The 18,021-nt window shown below is 64.5% G+C and carries 16 protein-coding genes; 13 read left to right on the plus strand and 3 right to left on the minus strand.

What is annotated here, in order from left to right; genetic code table 11:
• The first annotated feature begins 58 nt into the window (after window positions 1-58).
• From NLY44_RS00600 to NLY44_RS00635, 8 genes are all read left to right on the plus strand, one after another.
• On the plus strand, window positions 59-319 hold the full coding sequence (locus NLY44_RS00600; protein ID WP_023670174.1) for a hypothetical protein: 261 nt from the start codon (window positions 59-61) through the stop codon (window positions 317-319).
• Between the two features lie 82 nt (window positions 320-401).
• Window positions 402-1,067 carry a response regulator transcription factor gene (locus NLY44_RS00605; protein ID WP_023670175.1) on the plus strand — a complete coding sequence of 222 codons (666 nt, stop codon included), beginning with the start codon at window positions 402-404 and terminating at the stop codon, window positions 1,065-1,067.
• A complete protein-coding gene (locus NLY44_RS00610; protein WP_023747490.1) occupies window positions 1,051-2,469 on the plus strand; it encodes an ATP-binding protein in 1,419 nt (472 codons plus the stop codon). The genes NLY44_RS00605 and NLY44_RS00610 overlap by 17 nt, the downstream gene beginning before the upstream one ends.
• 174 nt (window positions 2,470-2,643) lie before the next feature.
• Window positions 2,644-3,087 (plus strand): RT0821/Lpp0805 family surface protein, encoded by a 444-nt coding sequence (locus NLY44_RS00615; RefSeq protein ID WP_023687241.1) that lies wholly within the window; start codon window positions 2,644-2,646, stop codon window positions 3,085-3,087.
• 85 nt (window positions 3,088-3,172) lie between these two features.
• Window positions 3,173-4,327 (plus strand): c-type cytochrome biogenesis protein CcmI, encoded by a 1,155-nt coding sequence (ccmI, locus tag NLY44_RS00620; protein ID WP_023805721.1) that lies wholly within the window; start codon window positions 3,173-3,175, stop codon window positions 4,325-4,327.
• A gap of 3 nt (window positions 4,328-4,330) precedes the next feature.
• Window positions 4,331-4,774 carry a cytochrome c maturation protein CcmE gene (gene ccmE / locus NLY44_RS00625; RefSeq protein WP_023705431.1) on the plus strand — a complete coding sequence of 148 codons (444 nt, stop codon included), beginning with the start codon at window positions 4,331-4,333 and terminating at the stop codon, window positions 4,772-4,774.
• Window positions 4,774-6,765 carry a heme lyase CcmF/NrfE family subunit gene (locus NLY44_RS00630; protein WP_023805720.1) on the plus strand — a complete coding sequence of 664 codons (1,992 nt, stop codon included), beginning with the start codon at window positions 4,774-4,776 and terminating at the stop codon, window positions 6,763-6,765. Before ccmE ends, NLY44_RS00630 begins: the two co-directional genes overlap by 1 nt.
• A complete protein-coding gene (locus NLY44_RS00635; protein WP_023670181.1) occupies window positions 6,762-7,226 on the plus strand; it encodes a cytochrome c-type biogenesis protein in 465 nt (154 codons plus the stop codon). The genes NLY44_RS00630 and NLY44_RS00635 overlap by 4 nt, the downstream gene beginning before the upstream one ends.
• On the opposite strand, the gene NLY44_RS00640 is transcribed toward NLY44_RS00635, so the two are convergent.
• Window positions 7,223-7,531 carry a type II toxin-antitoxin system RelE/ParE family toxin gene (locus NLY44_RS00640; protein ID WP_023670182.1) on the minus strand — a complete coding sequence of 103 codons (309 nt, stop codon included), beginning with the start codon at window positions 7,529-7,531 and terminating at the stop codon, window positions 7,223-7,225. The two genes, NLY44_RS00635 and NLY44_RS00640, sit on opposite strands and share 4 nt — an antisense overlap.
• Complete coding sequence (locus NLY44_RS00645) at window positions 7,528-7,797, minus strand: CopG family ribbon-helix-helix protein (RefSeq protein WP_023670183.1); 270 nt, start codon at window positions 7,795-7,797, stop codon at window positions 7,528-7,530. The genes NLY44_RS00640 and NLY44_RS00645 overlap by 4 nt, the downstream gene beginning before the upstream one ends.
• 190 nt (window positions 7,798-7,987) lie before the next feature.
• Here NLY44_RS00645 and NLY44_RS00650 point away from each other — a divergent pair, with 190 nt between their 5' ends.
• The 5 genes from NLY44_RS00650 to NLY44_RS00670 all read left to right on the plus strand — a co-directional run bounded on the left by NLY44_RS00650 (window position 7,988) and on the right by NLY44_RS00670 (window position 15,557).
• Window positions 7,988-9,541 (plus strand): Do family serine endopeptidase, encoded by a 1,554-nt coding sequence (locus NLY44_RS00650; protein WP_023670184.1) that lies wholly within the window; start codon window positions 7,988-7,990, stop codon window positions 9,539-9,541.
• Between the two features lie 254 nt (window positions 9,542-9,795).
• Window positions 9,796-10,470, plus strand: coding sequence for a response regulator transcription factor (locus NLY44_RS00655; protein WP_023670185.1), 675 nt, complete (start codon window positions 9,796-9,798; stop codon window positions 10,468-10,470).
• 107 nt (window positions 10,471-10,577) lie between these two features.
• A complete protein-coding gene (locus NLY44_RS00660; protein ID WP_023805719.1) occupies window positions 10,578-12,053 on the plus strand; it encodes a sensor histidine kinase in 1,476 nt (491 codons plus the stop codon).
• Entirely contained in the window at window positions 12,053-15,019 is a 2,967-nt protein-coding gene (locus NLY44_RS00665) for a bifunctional [glutamine synthetase] adenylyltransferase/[glutamine synthetase]-adenylyl-L-tyrosine phosphorylase (RefSeq protein ID WP_031356082.1), read from the plus strand. The genes NLY44_RS00660 and NLY44_RS00665 overlap by 1 nt, the downstream gene beginning before the upstream one ends.
• Window positions 15,020-15,083: 64 nt before the next feature.
• Window positions 15,084-15,557, plus strand: coding sequence for an EF-hand domain-containing protein (locus NLY44_RS00670; RefSeq protein ID WP_023754798.1), 474 nt, complete (start codon window positions 15,084-15,086; stop codon window positions 15,555-15,557).
• A 103-nt stretch (window positions 15,558-15,660) separates the two neighbouring features.
• Here NLY44_RS00670 and NLY44_RS00675 read toward each other — a convergent pair whose 3' ends face one another.
• Complete coding sequence (locus NLY44_RS00675; protein WP_023684522.1) at window positions 15,661-17,982, minus strand: PAS domain-containing sensor histidine kinase; 2,322 nt, start codon at window positions 17,980-17,982, stop codon at window positions 15,661-15,663.
• Window positions 17,983-18,021 lie beyond the last annotated feature (39 nt).

Here is an 18,021-nt window from a genome sequence, read left to right on the forward strand (position 1 = left end):
ATTTTCACCCGTTCACCGTTCATTTCACGTTCAGCACAGTTGCGTTACAACGCCGACCATGAAAACGCTTCGCTCTCATGTCAGAACCGCGATACTGGCGCTCACAGCGGCCGGCCTGTTGGCGTCGCAAGCGACGCCGGCAGCCGCGGCGGATTGCTACGCGATCGGCCAGCAGGTTGCCGAGCAGAATGGCGGCACGCTGGCCAAGGCTTCGCAGACGACGCGTGGCGGCCAGGAGGTCTGCGTCATCGTCGTGCTTGTGCCGGGCAAGGACGGCCAGCGTCCGCGCCGTTCCGAGATCGTCGTCCCGGCGAACTGATCCAATCTTCCCTCTTGCAGGGCTCGTTTCCCAGACCACCGGAATCGGCCTATAGCTGACACATCAACAGGCCTGACCGATCATGCGCGTACTCGTCGTAGAAGATGACAAGGATCTCAACCGGCAGCTGGCCGACGCGCTGGTCGATGCCGGCTATGTCGTCGACCGCTCCTATGACGGCGAGGAGGGGCATTTCCTCGGCGACACGGAGCCCTACGATGCCGTCGTGCTCGACATCGGCCTGCCGCAGATGGACGGCATCAGCGTCGTCGAGCGCTGGCGCCGCAACGGCCGCAAGATGCCGGTGCTGATCCTGACAGCGCGCGACCGCTGGAGCGACAAGGTGTCGGGCATCGATGCCGGCGCCGACGACTATGTCACCAAGCCGTTCCACATCGAGGAGGTGCTGGCCAGGGTGAGGGCGCTGATCCGCCGCGCCGCCGGCCATGCCTCGTCCGAGCTCACTTGCGGGCCGCTGCGCCTCGACACCAAGGCCTCCAAGGCCGATGTCAACGGCGTGCCGCTGAAGCTGACCTCGCATGAGTTCCGCCTGCTGGCCTATCTGATGCACCATATGGGCGAGGTGGTGTCGCGCACCGAGCTGGTCGAGCATCTTTACGACCAGGATTTCGACCGCGATTCCAACACCATCGAGGTCTTTGTCGGCCGGCTGCGCAAGAAGATGGGCATCGACATGATCGAAACCGTGCGCGGCATGGGCTATCGCATGCGTGAGCCGGAGGCGTAAGGCGGAACCGCTCCCCATACCAGCAAGGAAGCCTTTTTCGGCGCGGCTCTGGCCGCGCTCGCTGGCCTTCCGCGTCATCGGCTTTTCCACGATCTGGGCGATCCTCACCCTGATCGTCATCTTCACTCTGATCACCACGCTCTACCGCCAGGCCAGCGAGCGCGGCTTCGACAGCCTGCTGTCGGCGCATCTGTTCAATCTGATCGGCTCGGTCGGCGTTTCCGAATCCGGCCAGCTCACCGGTGCTCCCGACCTTGGCGACCTGCGCTTCTCGGAGCCGAATTCGGGCTGGTACTGGTCGGTGGAGCCGGCTTCCGAAGGTGTGCACGGCAACCTTCATTCGTCCTCGATGACCACGACGATCCCGTCGCCGACCGTCGCCGAGGTGCCGTTCAATTCGAGCTTCCAGCGCAGCTACTCCACCGACGGTATCGGCGACGAGCAGCTCGAAGTGTTCGAGAGCGAATTCGTGCTCGATGCCAAGAACCGCGCCGCGCGCTTCCGCGTGATGGGCAACAAGACCGAGCTCGAACAGGAGATCGCCACCTTCCAGGGCCGATTGCTGACCTATCTCAGCCTGTTCGGCGTCGGCATGATCGCCATCAATGCGATTGCTATCCTGCTCGGCCTCCAGCCCTTGCGCCGGGTTCGCAACGCGCTTGCCCAGGTGCGCGAAGGCACGGCGCAGCGGCTCGATGGCCGGTTTCCCGCCGAGATCGAGCCGCTCGCCAACGAGACCAATGCGCTGATCGAAAACAACAAGCGCATCGTCGAGCGCTCGCGTACGCAGGTCGGCAACCTTGCCCATTCGCTGAAGACGCCGCTCGCCGTGCTGATCAATGAGGGCCGGGCTCTCGGCGGCGCCAAGGGCCAGCTCATCGCCGACCAGGCGGCGTCGATGCAGAAACAGGTCGACCACTACCTGCAGCGGGCACGGGTCGCGGCGCAGCGCGACAGCGTCGTCTACCGCACGCCGGTGACGCCGCTGGTGCAGCGCATGGTGCGCGTGCTGCAAAAACTCAAGCCTGATGTCAGCCTGTCGCTTGTGTTGCCGGCGGCCGACATCGTCTTCGCCGGCGAGCGCGAGGATCTGGAGGAACTGCTCGGCAACCTTCTCGACAATGCGATGAAATGGGCGAAGAGCACTGTTGCCGTATCCGTCACGCCGGCCGCAGCCGGCCTGTTCGAGCTATCGATCGAGGATGACGGTCCCGGCATCCCCGAGGACAAGGCCCGCGATGTCTTGAAACGCGGCCGGCGCCTCGACGAGACAAAGCCGGGAACCGGGCTCGGACTTGCCATCGTTGCCGACCTCGTCAACGAGTATGGCGGGGCGCTGGCGCTGGAACGCTCCACGATGGGCGGGCTGAAGGCGGTTGTGCGCTTGCGGAGCTTGCAATGATGTACTGCCCAGGGCCAATCGACACGGCCGAATGCCTGTGTTATGGCGGCCCCTCGATTGCGCAAAAGCCGTTAAGAACGGCCAAATTTCCGACAAATATCAATAGTATGACGTCCTGACGCCCCCGATGACGCGGCCCCCAGCGCATCCCGTTCAAGAAAACCGGTTGTTGGCATGAAGATTCGCGTTGCGCTCGTTTCCGCACTGCTCGCTCTTTCCGGCTGCGGAACGCTGGGCAAGGGCAGTGGCCCGGATATCTCCATCACCAACCCGCCCGCGTCGCCTCCTTCAGGGGCCAAAGTCGCGACGACGATCATCTCGGCCATGGCCGGCGGGCTCGTCGGCGGATCGATCGGCAGCGGCCTGAACAGCACCGAGAAGCGCAAGGCGCTCGAGGCGGAATACAAGGCGCTCGAATATACGGCGAGCGGCCAGAAGGTGACGTGGAAGAGCGACAGTTCGGCTCATTCCGGCGAAGTCGTCGCGGCCCAGCCCTACCGCGTCGGCTCGCAGGATTGCCGCCAGTACACCCATACGGTGTTTACCGGCACGGCCGGCCAGACCGCGCGGGGCACCGCATGCCGCAACGCCGACGGCAGCTGGACGCCGCTGACCTGAACATTGGGCCGGGGCCGGAATCCCGTCAAAGCGTCGCAGCACCCTCATGTTGTGAGAGCAGGGCTCTCGCTCTATTGGAAGAACCATGCTGTTCTGGGTCATAGCCGCACTCCTCACGCTGGGCGCAAGCCTGGCGGTGCTGCTGCCGCTGACCAGCGGCGGCAAGGGCGCTCCGACCAGCAGCGACCATGATCTCGAAGTCTATCGCGACCAATTGGCCGAGCTTGAGCGTGACGCCGCGCGCGGCCTGATTCAGCCGGCCGAAGCCGAGGAGGCGCGCACTGAGATCGCCCGCCGCATCCTTCGCCTGGGAGATGTTGGTCAAGCCAATGTCGGTCAAGCCGATGCACCTGGCGCGCGGCAGCCGTCGAGGGCGGCCAGGTTGATGGCAACATCAGCGGTGCTGGTGGTCCCGCTGCTCAGCTGGGGCCTGTACAGCCAGCTCGGCTCGCCGGATCTGCCGTCGCAGCCGCTCGCCGAACGGCTGGCCAAGAATCCGGCCGATAGTTCGGTCGACGAGTTGGTGGCGCGCGCCGAGGCCCATCTTGCCGCCAACCCTGGCGATGGACGCGGCTGGGACGTGCTCGCCCCGATCTATCTGCGCCTGCAGCGCTTTCCCGATGCCGTGACCGCCTATCGCAATGCCATCCGCCTCGATGGCGACACGGCCGCCCGCGAGGCCGGCCTCGGCGAAGCGATTGCCAATGCGGCCGGCGGCATCGTTTCGGCCGATGCGCAATCCGCTTTCGAACAGGCGCTAAAACTCGACCCGGCAAACGCGAAAGCCTCGTTCTATTTGGCGATGGCGCTGGCCCAGGAAGGCCGCATACCCGAGGCAACCGCGGGGTGGCAGAAAATGCTCGATTCCCTGCCGCAGGATTCGCCATGGCGCGGAGCTGTCCAACAGGCGTTAGCCGAGGCTGCCAACCGCAGCGTCGCCTCAGGAGAGCCGGCGAAAGGCCCCGATGCCGCGGCCGTCGACGCCGCCTCGTCAATGGCGCCGCAGGACAGGCAGGCCATGATCGAAACCATGGTCGCCGGCCTCGACGAAAAATTGCGGCAAAAACCGCGCGACACGGAAGGATGGATGCGGCTCATTCGTTCCTATGTTGTGCTGGGCAAGGCCGACCAGGCGCGCGACGCGCTGCATCGCGGTATCGCCGTGTTTGGCGCCGACAGTGAGGAAGCGAAGAAATTCACCGCCTTTGCCGCCTCGCTCGGCCTGACGGCGACGGAGTAGGACATGACGCGCAAGCAGAAGCGATTGTCGGTGATTGTCGGAGGTCTTGCCTTCCTCGGCGCCGCCACCGGGCTGACCTTCTATGCGTTGGGCCAGAAGGCCTCCTATTTCTATATGCCCGCCGATCTGACCACCGCCAGCTTGCAGCCGGGACAGCGCATCAGGCTCGGCGGCCTCGTCGAAAAGGGCACAGTCGTGCGCGGGCAGGGCGCGACGGTTGCGTTCTCGGTCACCGACGCGCACAAATCGGTCAAGGTCAGCTATACCGGCATCCTGCCCGATCTGTTCCGCGAGGAGCAGGGCGTCATCACCGAAGGCAGCTTTGGCGCCGACGGCGTTTTCGTCGCCGACAGCGTGCTGGCCAAGCATGACGAGCGCTACATGCCCAAGGAAGTCGCTGACGGGCTGAAGGCCAAGGGCGTGTGGCAAGAGAGCAAGAGCCAGTAATGGTTGAGACCGGACACTTCGCGCTCGTCCTCGCCTTTGTGCTGTCGCTGGTGCAGACGCTGGTGCCGCTGATCGGCGCCCGTACCGGCAACCAGAGGCTGATGGCTGTCGGCGGTCCCGTCACGGTCACAGGCTTCGCGCTCACGGCGCTATCGTTCGCAGCACTCGCCGGCGCCTATGCAAGTTCCGATTTCTCGGTGGCGAGCGTGTGGGAAAACTCGCATTCGCTGCAGCCGCTGATCTACAAGATCACCGGAACCTGGGGCAATCACGAAGGCTCGATGCTGCTCTGGGTGCTGATCCTGACCTTCTTCGGTGCGCTGGTCGCTGTCTTCGGCTCCAACCTTCCGGCGACGCTGCGCGCCAATGTGCTGGCCGTGCAGGGGGCTATCGGCGCCACCTTCTTCCTGTTCATCCTGGCGACATCCAATCCGTTCACCCGGCTCAATCCGGCGCCGATCGAGGGCCGCGATCTCAACCCGGTCCTGCAGGATCTTGGCCTCGCCATCCATCCGCCGCTGCTCTATCTCGGCTATGTCGGGTTCTCTATCTGCTTTTCCTTCTCGGTCGCCGCCCTCATCGAAGGCCGCATCGATGCCTCCTGGGCGCGCTGGGTGCGGCCGTGGACGCTGGTCGCCTGGATGTTCCTCACCGGCGGCATCGCGATGGGCTCCTACTGGGCCTATTACGAGCTCGGCTGGGGCGGCTTCTGGTTCTGGGATCCGGTCGAAAACGCCTCCTTTATGCCGTGGCTGGCCGGCACGGCTCTTCTGCATTCGGCGATCGTCATGGAGAAGCGTTCGGCGCTCAAGATCTGGACGCTGCTGCTTGCCATCCTCACCTTCTCGCTGTCGCTGCTCGGCACCTTCCTGGTGCGCTCCGGCGTGCTGACCTCGGTGCATGCTTTCGCCACCGATCCGACCCGCGGCATCTTCATCCTGTGCATTTTGACGCTGTTCATCGGCGGCTCGCTGGCCCTGTTTGCGCTGCGCGCCTCGCGGCTGACGGCCGGCGGCCTGTTCCACCCGATCTCGCGCGAAGGCGCGCTTGTCCTCAACAATCTGTTCCTGACCACGGCCACCGCCACCGTGCTGGTCGGCACGCTCTATCCGCTCGCGGTCGAGGCGCTTTCGGCCGGCAAGATCTCGGTCGGCGCCCCCTTCTTCAACCTGACATTCGGCCCGCTGATGGTGCCGCTGCTGGTCGTGGTTCCTTTCGGACCATTGCTCGCCTGGAAGCGCGGTGACCTCTATGCCGTCGCCCAGCGCTTGATGGCGGCTTTCGGCGCCGCTCTCCTGGCGATGCTGGTCACTGGGCTGTTCATCGACGGCGCGTCGGTGTTCGCCGCCCTTGGTGTCGGCCTCGCCTGCTGGCTGGTCTGCGGCGCGCTCACCGACCTCGCCGTCAAGTCCGGCTTTGGCAATGTGTCGCACGCCATCATGCTGCGCCGTTTCGCCGGCCTGCCGCGTTCGGTGTTCGGCACTGCACTTGCCCATCTCGGCCTCGGGCTGACGACGCTCGGCATTGTCGGCACGCTGTGCTTCGGCACCGAAAGGATACTGTCGATGCATGCCGGCGAGAGCGTCGAACTCTCCGGCCACACGCTGCGTTTCGACGGCCTCTTCCCGGCGCAGGGTCCGAACTACAGCGAGCAGCGCGGCCGCTTTTCTCTGATCGGCGCCGATGGCGGCGTTTCAGCCGAAATCACCTCGGCCAAGCGCTTCTTTCCGGTGCGGCAGACGACGACGACCGAATCCGGCATCGAGACGATCGGCTTCAGCCAGCTCTATCTGTCGCTGGGCGATGATGGCACCGATGGATCCGTCGTGGTGCGCCTGTGGTGGAAGCCGCTGGTGACGCTGATCTGGGGCGGAGCTCTGGTGATGATGGCGGGAGCCGCAATGTCGCTGCTCGACCGTCGCCTGCGGGTTGGCGCACCCTCGCGCCGCCGCAAGCAGGCAGCCTCCATGCCGTCGGCAGGCGCGCCGTGAGCACCAGGTTCTCGTTGGCCTCGCTCACCCTGCTTCTGGCGCTGCTGTTTGCCGGCGCGGCGCAAGCGGTGAAACCGGACGAGGTTCTCACCGATCCGGCGCTCGAGGCGAGGGCGCGGCTACTGTCGGAAGGCCTGCGCTGCATGGTCTGCCAGAACCAGTCCATCGACGAATCCGATGCAGACCTCGCCCGCGACCTGCGCATCCTGGTGCGCCAGCGCCTGGTTGCCGGCGATACCGACCAGCAGGTGATGGACTATATCGTGTCGCGCTACGGCGAGTTCGTGCTGTTGAAGCCGCGCTTCAGCCCGCGCAACGCCTTGCTTTGGGGCACGCCGGTGCTTCTGCTTCTAGTCGGCGGCATTTTCATTGTGCTGACCACACGCTCCCGCCGCTCGTTGGCAACCAAGGCGCTGAGCGCCGAGGAACAGGCGGCGCTGGACAAGATGCTGAGCGACTAGCTCGGCCATTCCTCCAAAGGCCAGTCCCGCGACGTGTGGATGGCGCGCAGGATAACAATGCTCTGACGGCCGGCGATCAGGCGCAATTCATAGGCAATGATGTAGGGCAGGCGGCCGATGGGCTTCTCATAAGTGCCTGTTACCCGGCCAGGTCGGCCCGTCGCCATATCACCAAGGCCCCGGCCCATTTCACGGATACGGTCCGCGAGGCGTCGGGCGGCGGCAGGATTGTCCTGAGCGATAAAGGCAACTTGCTGCGTGAGATCGTCCAGCGCTTCTCGCGACCAGGTGACGAACCGCTTCACGCCTTGCCTGCGCGCCTAGCTTTCGCTGCTTCGATCACCGCGTCGACCTCCGCCATGGCGTCGTCGTGGGGCACGACGCGGCCAGCCTCTGCGTCGGCCATGCCACGTTTTATGCCTTCGATGATATCCAGCTCGCGATCGACATAGGCTGAGACCGCCTCGGCGGCGAGGAACGATTTACTACGCCTGGTATCGGTAGCGATCTGCTCCAGCTTCAGCTTGGTCTCGGACGAGACTCGAATGGTCATGGTGGTGCTTGCTGTCATTGTGAAAGCCTTGTGCTGAGTTGTGTACAACATAGGGCAGCAGGCGAGCGCAACCAAGCGATTTGTGCGTCCGCCCAACATTACAAAACTTTCATGCTTCGGAAATGGCGCGGTAATGTGCGCCTCTCTATTTCTCTTGTCCGAGGATGCTCTGCCTGAGCCGCATCCAGTGAAAAGAGGATATGAGACCATGACTATCGCCCCCAACCCATATTCCCGCACCCGCAAGCGCCTGTTGGCGGCCGCCGCTTCGCTGGCCATTGCCGGCGGCATCGGTTTCGGCGCCGTTGCCACTGGTACAGCTCCCGTTCTGGCCGATGCCGTGCGGGTCGAAGCGCCCCAGGTGCCGGGCTTTGCCGATGTCGTCGAGCGCGTTTCGCCGGCCGTGGTCAGCGTCAAGGTCAAGGCCAAGATCGAGCCTGCCGCTGATGACGGCTCCGACCAGTCCGACGATCCGGACGGCATGAACAACCTGCCCGACAATCCTCAGCTGCGCCAGTTCTTCAAGCAATTCCGGGGCTTTGGCGATCAGAACGGCCAAGGCGGCGGCAATCGTCGCTTCAGCCACCGCGACCATAACAACGACCAGCCGCGTCCGGTGGCGCAGGGTTCGGGCTTCTTCATCTCCGATGATGGTTATCTCGTCACCAACAACCATGTCGTCGAGGAAGGCTCCGCCTTCACAGTGGTAATGAATGACGGCAAGGAGCTTGACGCCAAGCTGATCGGCACCGATCCGCGCACCGATCTGGCGGTGCTCAAGGTCGATGGCGTCGGCAAGTTCACCTATGTCGATTTCGCCGACGATTCCAAGGTTCGCGTCGGCGACTGGGTGGTGGCCGTCGGCAATCCGTTCGGCCTCGGCGGCACCGTCACCGCCGGCATCGTCTCGGCCCGTGGCCGTGATATCGGCGCCGGTCCCTACGACGACTTCATCCAGATCGACGCTTCGGTCAACCGCGGCAATTCGGGCGGCCCGACCTTCAACCTTAACGGCCAGGTCGTCGGCATCAACACCGCGATCTTCTCGCCGTCGGGCGGAAGCGTCGGCATCGCCTTCGACATTCCGGCCTCGACCGCCAAGCAGGTGGTGCAGGATCTGATGAAGAGCGGCTCGGTGCAGCGTGGCTGGCTCGGCGTCGAAATCCAGCCGGTTACATCGGACATCGCCGAATCGCTGGGCCTGAAGTCGCAGAACGGGGCTCTGGTTTCGGGCGCCCAGGACGGTGGCCCCGGCAAGAAGGCCGGCATCACCGCCGGTGACGTGATCACCCAGGTCGAAGGCAAGGACGTCGCATCGCCGAAGGAACTGGCTCGTCTGATCGGCGCCTACCCACCCGGCAAGTCGGTCGACGTCACGGTGTGGCGCGACGGCAAGAGCCAGACCATCAAGGTCGATCTCGGCACGCTGCCGTCCACCGACAAGCAGGCCTCGGCCGACCCGCAGCAGCCCGCGGCACCGGCAAAGCCCGCCGCGCTGGCCGATCTCGGCCTCACCGTCACCAAGTCGGAAAACGGCAAGGGCCTGGTGGTGACCGATGTCGATCCAGACAGCGATGCCGCCGACCGCGGCATCCAGCCCGGCGATGTCATCACCTCGGTCAATTCGACGGAGGTGAACGGCACCGAAGACGTCGCCAAGGCGATGGCCGATGCGGTCAAGTCCGGCCGCAAGGCGGTGCTGATGCAGATCACCCGCGACGATTCAAACCGCTTCGTCGCGCTGCCAGTCGCCAAAGGCTGACATCACACAGTTTCCAGTGCGGCGGTTTCAACACCCCCGAGCCGCCGCACGGGAAGCAAGGGGCCGAACGCGTTAGTCAGTCATCGTGTTCTGCCCCCGGCGGCAGCGGGCCCCCATCGCCCGCTGCCGCTCTAACATCGAAGCATGTCGCCCAAAAGTGCACGGCGGTTTTGGCAAAACGACATGCTTGAACGAAAGCTTTTGCGCTCATGGCGGCCCCTCAATCTTCCGGCGAAATCGCGTATAACGGCTCTATGAAGATTCTCGTCATAGAAGACGATCGCGAGGCGGCCGACTATATGCAGAAGGCCTTTGCCGAGGCTGGGCACACCGCCCATGTCGCCGGCGACGGCGAAACCGGCTTTGCGCTGGCCGATGCCGGCGACTATGACGTGATGGTCGTCGACCGCATGATGCCACGCCGCGACGGGCTCTCCGTCATTGCCGGCCTGCGCTCGCGCGGCAACACCACGCCGGTGCTGATCCTGTCGGCGCTGGGCGAAGTCGATGACCGCGTCACCGGTCTGCGCGCCGGCGGGGACGACTATCTGACCAAGCCCTATGCCTTTTCCGAATTGCTCGCCCGCGTCGAGGTGCTGAACCGCCGCGCCAGCGCCAGGGAGGCCGAAACCGTCTACCGGGTCGGCGATCTCGAGCTTGACCGGCTGTCCCATTCGGTCAAGCGCGCGGCGCGCGAGATCACGCTGCAGCCGCGCGAATTCCGCCTGCTCGAATATCTGATGCGCCATGCCGGCCAGGTGGTGACGCGCACCATGCTGCTCGAAAATGTCTGGGACTATCATTTCGATCCGCAGACCAACGTGATCGACGTTCACGTCTCGCGCCTGCGTGGCAAGATCGAGAAGGGTTTCGACAAGCCGATCCTGCATACGGTTCGCGGCGCCGGCTATATGCTGAAGAGCGGCTAGAGCATGATCCCAAAAAGTAGGTACCGGTTTTTGGAGAAGATCATGCTCCGACAAAGGGGTAGGTCATGATGAGATTTCAGCCAAATCTCATCATGAGCTAGAACTCGATGGCCCTTTCCCTGCCGGCCATCATGAGGACGACGGCGGCGCGGCTTTCAGCGCTTTATTTCCTGCTTTTCGCGCTATGTGCCGTGTTGCTGGTCTTCTACATGACGTCGTTGTCGGCCCGCATGCTGACCGGCCAGACCCAGCAGACCATCAATGACGAGGTGCTCGGCCTCGCCCGTGCCTATCAGAGCGGCGGCCTGCCGCGGCTGGTGCGCGTCGTCGAGCAGCGCTCGCGCCAGCCCGGCGCCAACCTCTATCTCATTGCCGACGTCAACGGCCAGATCCTCACCGGCAACGTGCAGAGCCTGGCACCGGGGGTGCTCGAGACCGATGGCTGGACGACCGAACCCTTCTCCTATCGCCGTTTCGGCGAAGGTGAGCTCGAACGGCAGCGCAACCAGGCTTCTGACCCGAATGGCGCGCAGCCCGGCGAGACCGAAATTCAGCCCGAGGGCGAGAAGGGCCACAACGCCATCGCGCTGGTGCTGCGGCTGCCCAACCAGATGATCATGCTGGTCGGCCGCGATCTCGGCGAGCCCGAGCGCTTCCGCGCCGTCGTCCGCCGCGCCCTGATGCTGGCGCTGGGCATGATGGGCCTTGGCGGGCTGCTGATCTGGTTCTTTGTCGGCCGCGCCGCGCTGAAGCGCATCGACAGCGTCTCGGAGGCAAGCCGCCGCATCATGGGCGGCGATCTCACGGGACGGCTGCCGGTGACCGGCGCCGGCGATGAGTTCGACCGCCTGTCGGAAAACCTCAACACCATGCTGGCCAGGATCGCGACGCTCAACGAAGGGCTGAAGCAGGTCTCCGATAACATCGCCCATGATTTGAAGACGCCGCTGACCAGACTGCGCAACCGCGCCGAGGCGACACTTTCGGGCAAGCACAAGACCACCGACTACCGGCAGGCGCTGGAAGGCACCATCGCCGAATCCGACCAGCTGATAAAAACCTTCAACGCCATCCTGATGATCTCCAGGCTGGAGGCCGGCTATTCCTCGGAGAGCACCAGCAAGGTCGATCTCGCCGCCGCCGTGCATGACGTTGTCGAGCTTTATGAGCCGGTGGCGGAGGAGGCTGGCGTGGTGCTCGAAACTGCCGCGGACGGGAATTTTTCCGTCAATGGCAACCGCGAGCTGATCGGCCAGGCGCTGTCGAACATCGTCGACAACGCCATCAAATACTCGACCGATGCGACGGAAAAGCCTGCCGTGCGCGTAGCCCTGCAGCGCGTCGGTCACGAAATCCGCCTCTCCGTTTCCGACAATGGCCATGGCATCCCCGACGATGCCGACCGCGCCAGGGCGACCGAGCGCTTCGTGCGGCTGGAAAAGAGCCGCTCGCAGCCGGGATCCGGTCTTGGCCTCAGCCTCGCCAAGGCGATCATGACTTTTCACAATGGCCGGCTTGAACTTCTGCCTGCCAATCCCGGATTGTCCGTTATCATGAGCTTCCCGGGGCGGGAGGACCATTGATGGCGGTGCGGATGGCTGCGAAACGGATCGAGACCGAATGGCGCCTGCAACTGGCGGCGCAGCTCGCGCCGCTGGATGAGACCCGCGCCCTGCGTGAACTGTCGGAGATCGCTGGCGATGCCAAGGACGAGAACCTGCCGCGGCTGGCGAAATTCCTAGGAGGCAAGGGCGCGGCCCAGGAGTTTCTCGCTGCCGTCTTCGATCTCTCGCCTTTCCTCCGCGATGTCGCGCGCCGCCGGCCGCAAATCCTCGACGCGCTGTTCGATGGCAGTGTCGAGGCTCGGCTGCTCGCCATCGCCGAAGCGATCGGCAAGGCCGCCTTTTCCGAGACCGTTTCCGAATCCAGCCTGATGATGGAACTCAGGCAGTGGAAGGGTGAAGCTCACTTCCTGATCGCACTTGCAGACCTCTCCGGCGAGGCCGATGCCGCGCTGACGGTAAGGCGCCTCAGCAATCTCGCCGATGCCTGCACCTGCGCGGCGGTCGACTTCCTGCTGCGCGAGGCGCACAGCCAAGGCAAGCTCAAATTGCCCGATCCCGAAAATCCGTCACGGCAATCCGGCTGGATCGTGCTCGGCATGGGCAAGCTTGGCGCGCATGAACTGAATTTCTCCTCCGACATCGACCTCGTCGTCTTCTTCGATCCGGATGCGCCGGCGATCGTCGATCCGCTCGACGCCACAGAGCTGTTTGCGCGCCTGACCCGCAGGCTGGTCCGCATCCTGCAGGACCGCACCGGGCACGGCTATGTCTTCCGCACCGATTTGAGGCTTCGTCCCGATCCAGGCTCGACGCCGCTGGCGATCCCGGTCGAGGCAGCACTTCGCTACTATGAGGCGCGCGGCCAGAACTGGGAGCGCGCCGCCATGATCAAGGCGCGTCCCGTGGCCGGCGATCTCGATGCCGGGGACGCGTTCCTGCGAGAATTGCAGCCCTATGTCTGGCGCAAATACATGGACTATGCGGCGATCGCCGACGTTCATTCGATCAAGCGCCAGATCCATGCCCACAAGGGTCATGGCGAGATCGCGGTCAAAGGACACAACGTCAAGCTCGGCCGCGGCGGCATTCGCGAAATCGAGTTCTTCGTCCAGACCCAGCAACTGATCGCCGGCGGCCGTTTTCCGGAGCTGCGCGGCCGCGAGACGGTGCCGATGCTGGGTGCGCTGGCGGCGCGCAACTGGATCACCGCCGATGCACGCGACGCGCTCACGCAGCAATATTGGTTTCTGCGCCGCGTCGAACACGCCATCCAGATGGTCGCCGACGAGCAGACGCATATTCTGCCCGACGATGATGAAGGGCTGGAACGCATCGCCCATATGCTGGGCTTTGCCGATGCCGCCAGATTTGCCGAAACCTTTCGCGCGGCTTTGCATGAGGTCGAGCGCCATTACGCCGCGCTGTTCGAGACTGCGCCTGAATTGTCGGCCGGCGTCGGCAATCTGGTCTTCACCGGCGATGTCGACGATCCCGACACGCTGCAGACCTTGCATGGCCTTGGCTTCCAGCGGCCAAGCGACATCTGCCGCGTCATTCGGGGCTGGCATTTCGGCCGCTATCGCGCCACCCAGTCGGCGGAAGCGCGCGAGCGGCTGACCGAACTGACGCCGGCGCTGCTCAAAGCCTTCGGCCAGACGCGACGGGCCGACGAGGCGCTGGTTCGCTTCGATGAATTCCTCGCCGGCCTGCCCGCCGGCATCCAGCTGTTTTCGCTGCTGCAGTCGAATCCCGCTCTGCTGAAGCTTATGGCGACGATCATGGGCGCCGCGCCTCGGCTGGCGGCAATCATCACAAGGCGCCCGCATGTCTTCGACGGTCTGCTCGACCCGGCGCTGCTCACCGAACTGCCCAACCGCGCCTATCTCTCAGCGCGGTTGGCCGCTTTCATCGATGGCGACAGGCCCTACGAGGATGTGCTTGACCGGCTGCGCATCTTTGCCTCCGAGCAGAAATTCCTGATCGGTGTCAGGCTGCTCGCCGGCTCGATCGACCCGGCGCGCGCCGGCCGCGCCTTTTCCGATCTCGCCGACCTCACCATCGACGCCGCATTGCAGGCGGTGACCACCGAATTCGCGCTGCGTCATGGCCGCATCGCCGGCGGCACCGTGTCGCTGCTCGGCATGGGTAAGCTCGGCAGCCGCGAATTGACGGCTGGTTCGGACGTCGACCTCATTCTGCTCTACGACCACGACGCGGATGCCGACGAGTCCGACGGCGACAAGCCGCTCGCACCATCGCACTACTATACCAGGATGACGCAGCGGCTGATCGCGGCTGTCTCGGCGCCGACCGCCGAAGGCGTTCTCTACGAGCTCGACCTGCGCTTGCGGCCATCCGGCAACAAGGGGCCGGTGGCCACCCACATCGATGCCTTCACGAAATACCAGCGCCAGGAGGCCTGGACCTGGGAGCACATGGCGCTGGCCCGGGCGCGCGCCATCGGCGGCGACGCGGCCCTTTGCGCCGAGGTCGAGGCCGAGGTGGCGGCACTTCTGGCCTTGCCGCGCGACGCCGCCAAGGTGAGGGCAGAGGCATCCGAGATGCGCGCGCTGATCGAGAAGGAAAAATCGCCGCGCGATCTCTGGGACATCAAGCTCATCTCCGGCGGCCTCATCGACCTCGAGTTCATCGCGCAGGTGGCGGTTATAACCGGGCAGGTCGAAGGCGGCCGCAGGGTGACCGCGACCGGCGAAATCCTGGCGCATCTGTCGCCGGATTTCGCCGAGGCCGACGTCAGGCAGCAGCTTTGCGAAGCCTACCAGCTCTATCTGGCGCTGACCCAGATGACGCGGCTTTGCCTCACCGGCGCATTCGAACGCAATGATGTTCCGCCGGGACTGTCGGATCTGCTTCTGGCGGTGACTGACCTGCCGGATTTCGGTGTGCTGGAAGCACACCTCAAGGAGACGTCGCAAAAGGTCAGAAAGGATTTCGACCTTTTGCTTCGTACGAAACGGTCGTGAGGGCGTGAAGCGCTGGCGGCTGTTTCGGATCGCATCGGGGGTGACGATGCAACAGGAGATACCCATGAGAAAGACAACCGGACTTGCCCTTGCCTTCATCGCGCTTGCCGGCGCCGTCGGCACCACCGCCTATGCCGAGAACAATGCCAGCGCCAGAATGCGCGAGGGCACCATGATGCGCCTCGACAAGGCGATGAAGGATTCCAACGGCACCATCAGCTTCGACCAGTTTTCCGACGCCATGAACGCGCGGCTGAAGAAGCTGGTCGCCGATAATGGCGGCAAGCTGACAGTCGCCCAGCTCGCTGACGCGCTGGAGAAGGCGCGGTTCGAGGAAATGGCCAAGCGCATCGTTGCCCGCTACGACAGCAAGGGCGACGGCACGCTGACCACGGACGACATCACCGGGCGCGAGAAAAAGGTGTTCGCGATGCTCGACCGCAACAATGACGGCAAGATCGAGCGCAACGAACTACCGAAGAACGGCCGCATGGGCCGCCACCACCAATGGGACGGCGGCGACGACAGCATGGAGTGAGTGGCGATATGTCTCCGGCGGCGAAAGCCGCCGGAGCCCTTACATGACCGCGGCTACTCAGTCCTTGAACGCGGCGGAGAGCACCGCTGGCATTGGCGGGCCGTCAGGCCGCCGCCTTCACCGCCGGCTGCGCCTTCTTCACCGGGATGCGCACCGACACGATCGTGCCGACGCCTTCGGTCGAGCGGATTTTCAGCGCTCCTCCTTGCAACTCGGCCAGCGAGCGCGAGATGGCAAGGCCGAGGCCGGAACCGGCGTGGTTCTTCGAAAACTGGTTCTGCACCTGTTCGAAGGGGCGGCCAAGCTTGCTCAGTGCCTCCTTCGGAATGCCGCAGCCATTGTCCTCGATGGTCAGCACCAGCGCGCCTGACGTGTTGCGGGCGCGCACCGAGATATGGCCGCCCTGGCCGGTGAACTTCACCGCATTCGACAGCAGATTGATGGCGATCTGCTTGATCGCCCGGCGGTCGGCGAACAGCGTCATCGTATCGGCGATGCGGGTTTCGACCGTGATCGATTTCTCCGCCGCCTGCAGCGAGATCACCCGCACCGTCTCGCGGATCAGCGGGCAGAGATCGATTTCCTCGCGGTCCACCGAGAATTGGCCGGCTTCGATCTTCGACATATCGAGTATGTCGTTGATGACGCCGAGCAGATATTTGCCGCTGCCGTTGATGTCGTTGGCATATTCCTCGTAGCGCGGCGAACCGAGCGGCCCGAACAGGCCTTGTTCCATCAGTTCGGAGAACCCGATGATGGCGTTGAGCGGCGTGCGCAGCTCGTGCGACATGTTGGCTAGGAATTCGGATTTGGCCCGATTGGCGGCCTCGGCGCGCTCGGTTTCCTTCATATATTCGCGGTTGAGCTCGACCAGTTCCTTGGCGCGCTCTTCCTCGGCCCGGCGGGCGAGGCTGAGGTCGTGGATGGTCGCCATCAGCCGGCGCTCGCTGTCGACCAGCTTTTCCTGGTGCAGCTTGATCTGGGTGATGTCGGAGCCGACGGAGACCGTGCCGCCGTCCCGGGTCCTCAGTTCGTTGACCTGCAGCCAGCGGCCGTCGGAGAGCTGCCGCTCGAAGGTTGCGCCCCCTTGCGGCCCGTTGGTGTTGGCCAGCCGCCGTTCAGAGGCGAAGGCCAGCATGCGCTCTTCAAGCACGGCGCGCGCAGCGCCCGGCATGACGTCGCGGTCCGACAGGCCGTTGTCCTTCTGGTATTTGGAATTGCACATGATCAGGCGCTGGGCGGCATCCCACAGCACGAAGGATTCGTTGATGTTTTCGATCGCGGTCCGCAGGCGCAGGTCGGCCGCCTCCGAGCGCAGCGCCAGATGCCGCTGCTCGGTGACGTCGACGGCAATGCCGATCAGCTGGATCTCAGGCGCTTCCGGGTCGATCACCTGGGCCCTGGCGCGCATCCACACCCACTGGCCGTCGGCGTGACGCATCCGGAACACCTGGTCGATATGGTCGATCTCGCGCTCGACGATTTTGTTGGCCAGCTCGAACAGGTCGCCGTCCTCGGGGTGGATGATGTCGTCGACCTCGCCGAACGACAGCATCGAGTTGCAGGGCTCGTAGCCCAGCATGTCGTACATCGAGCGCGACCAGTACATCTTGCCGCGCACCATGTCCCAGTCCCACAGGCCGCAGCGACCGCGAACCAGCGCCATGTCGATGCGCTGATGGGCTTCGAGATAGATGCGGTCGGCTGTCTGGGCGCGCGATGCCTGGCCGAAATAGGCGTAGAGGATGATGATCAGCACGCCGGCTGTCAGCACAAACAGCGTGACGTTGAGCGAGACGGTCTTGCGCCAGTTGTCGAACGCCGCTTCCTGCGGCACCAGCACGGCGGCGGCGTTCTTGCGGTCCCGGGTCAGGCTCACCGCCGCGTACCAGTCCTGGCCGCCGATGCTGACATCCATGACCCCGGCGCGGTCGCCGAACATGAACAGCGGCTGGCCGTCCAGCACCAGGCTGTCCAGCGATCGCCCTTGCCAGCCGGTCGACAGCGGCGACACGGCAATGATCTTGAAGGCGCTGTCGGTGATCACAAGCACATGGCTTCTGCCCATGGCGCCCTGGCGGCTCGTGCTTTCCAGAAGATCAATTGCACCGCTGGATGCCGCGGTCGGGTCGGCCGAGATTGCGTTCGCCATCTGGCCGGCGGCGAGACCTAGCACCGCCTTGCCGTCGCGCTCGGCCTCGTCGCGCTCGTTCATCAGCGACAGCACGCGCAGTGCGGCGATGACGATCAGGAAGATGATGATGAGAGCCGGTATCGAACGGCGCAGAAGGGGTTCGGCAGCCAGGAGCCGCCGGTAGGCTGGTTCAGCGATGAGCCGCGTATTGCCGGCGAGGCCGTCGCCTCGCGCCTTGCGCCGCTCAAAAGCCGTCCCTTCGGGCGCGCCCCACGCGTCCGCCTTGGCCATAAATGGCACTCCCCGAATTTCCGTACGCTTGACGATCCG

The organism is Mesorhizobium sp. C089B (genome assembly GCF_030323125.1).
In the GTDB taxonomy this organism is placed as follows: Bacteria; Pseudomonadota; Alphaproteobacteria; order Rhizobiales; family Rhizobiaceae; genus Mesorhizobium.

Bases quoted from the DNA above. Each gene is read 5' to 3' on its own strand.
- NLY44_RS00650 (WP_023670184.1), top strand. From the start codon at position 7,988: ATGACTATCGCCCCCAACCCATATTCCCGCACCCGCAAGCGCCTGTTG.
- NLY44_RS00615 (WP_023687241.1), top strand. From the start codon at position 2,644: ATGAAGATTCGCGTTGCGCTCGTTTCCGCACTGCTCGCTCTTTCCGGC.
- NLY44_RS00645 (WP_023670183.1), bottom strand. From the start codon at position 7,797: ATGACAGCAAGCACCACCATGACCATTCGAGTCTCGTCCGAGACCAAG.
- NLY44_RS00655 (WP_023670185.1), top strand. From the start codon at position 9,796: ATGAAGATTCTCGTCATAGAAGACGATCGCGAGGCGGCCGACTATATG.
- ccmE (WP_023705431.1), top strand. From the start codon at position 4,331: ATGACGCGCAAGCAGAAGCGATTGTCGGTGATTGTCGGAGGTCTTGCC.
- NLY44_RS00665 (WP_031356082.1), top strand. From the start codon at position 12,053: ATGGCGGTGCGGATGGCTGCGAAACGGATCGAGACCGAATGGCGCCTG.
- NLY44_RS00670 (WP_023754798.1), top strand. From the start codon at position 15,084: ATGAGAAAGACAACCGGACTTGCCCTTGCCTTCATCGCGCTTGCCGGC.
- NLY44_RS00605 (WP_023670175.1), top strand. From the start codon at position 402: ATGCGCGTACTCGTCGTAGAAGATGACAAGGATCTCAACCGGCAGCTG.
- NLY44_RS00630 (WP_023805720.1), top strand. From the start codon at position 4,774: ATGGTTGAGACCGGACACTTCGCGCTCGTCCTCGCCTTTGTGCTGTCG.
- NLY44_RS00660 (WP_023805719.1), top strand. From the start codon at position 10,578: ATGGCCCTTTCCCTGCCGGCCATCATGAGGACGACGGCGGCGCGGCTT.
- NLY44_RS00600 (WP_023670174.1), top strand. From the start codon at position 59: ATGAAAACGCTTCGCTCTCATGTCAGAACCGCGATACTGGCGCTCACA.
- ccmI (WP_023805721.1), top strand. From the start codon at position 3,173: ATGCTGTTCTGGGTCATAGCCGCACTCCTCACGCTGGGCGCAAGCCTG.
- NLY44_RS00675 (WP_023684522.1), bottom strand. From the start codon at position 17,982: ATGGCCAAGGCGGACGCGTGGGGCGCGCCCGAAGGGACGGCTTTTGAG.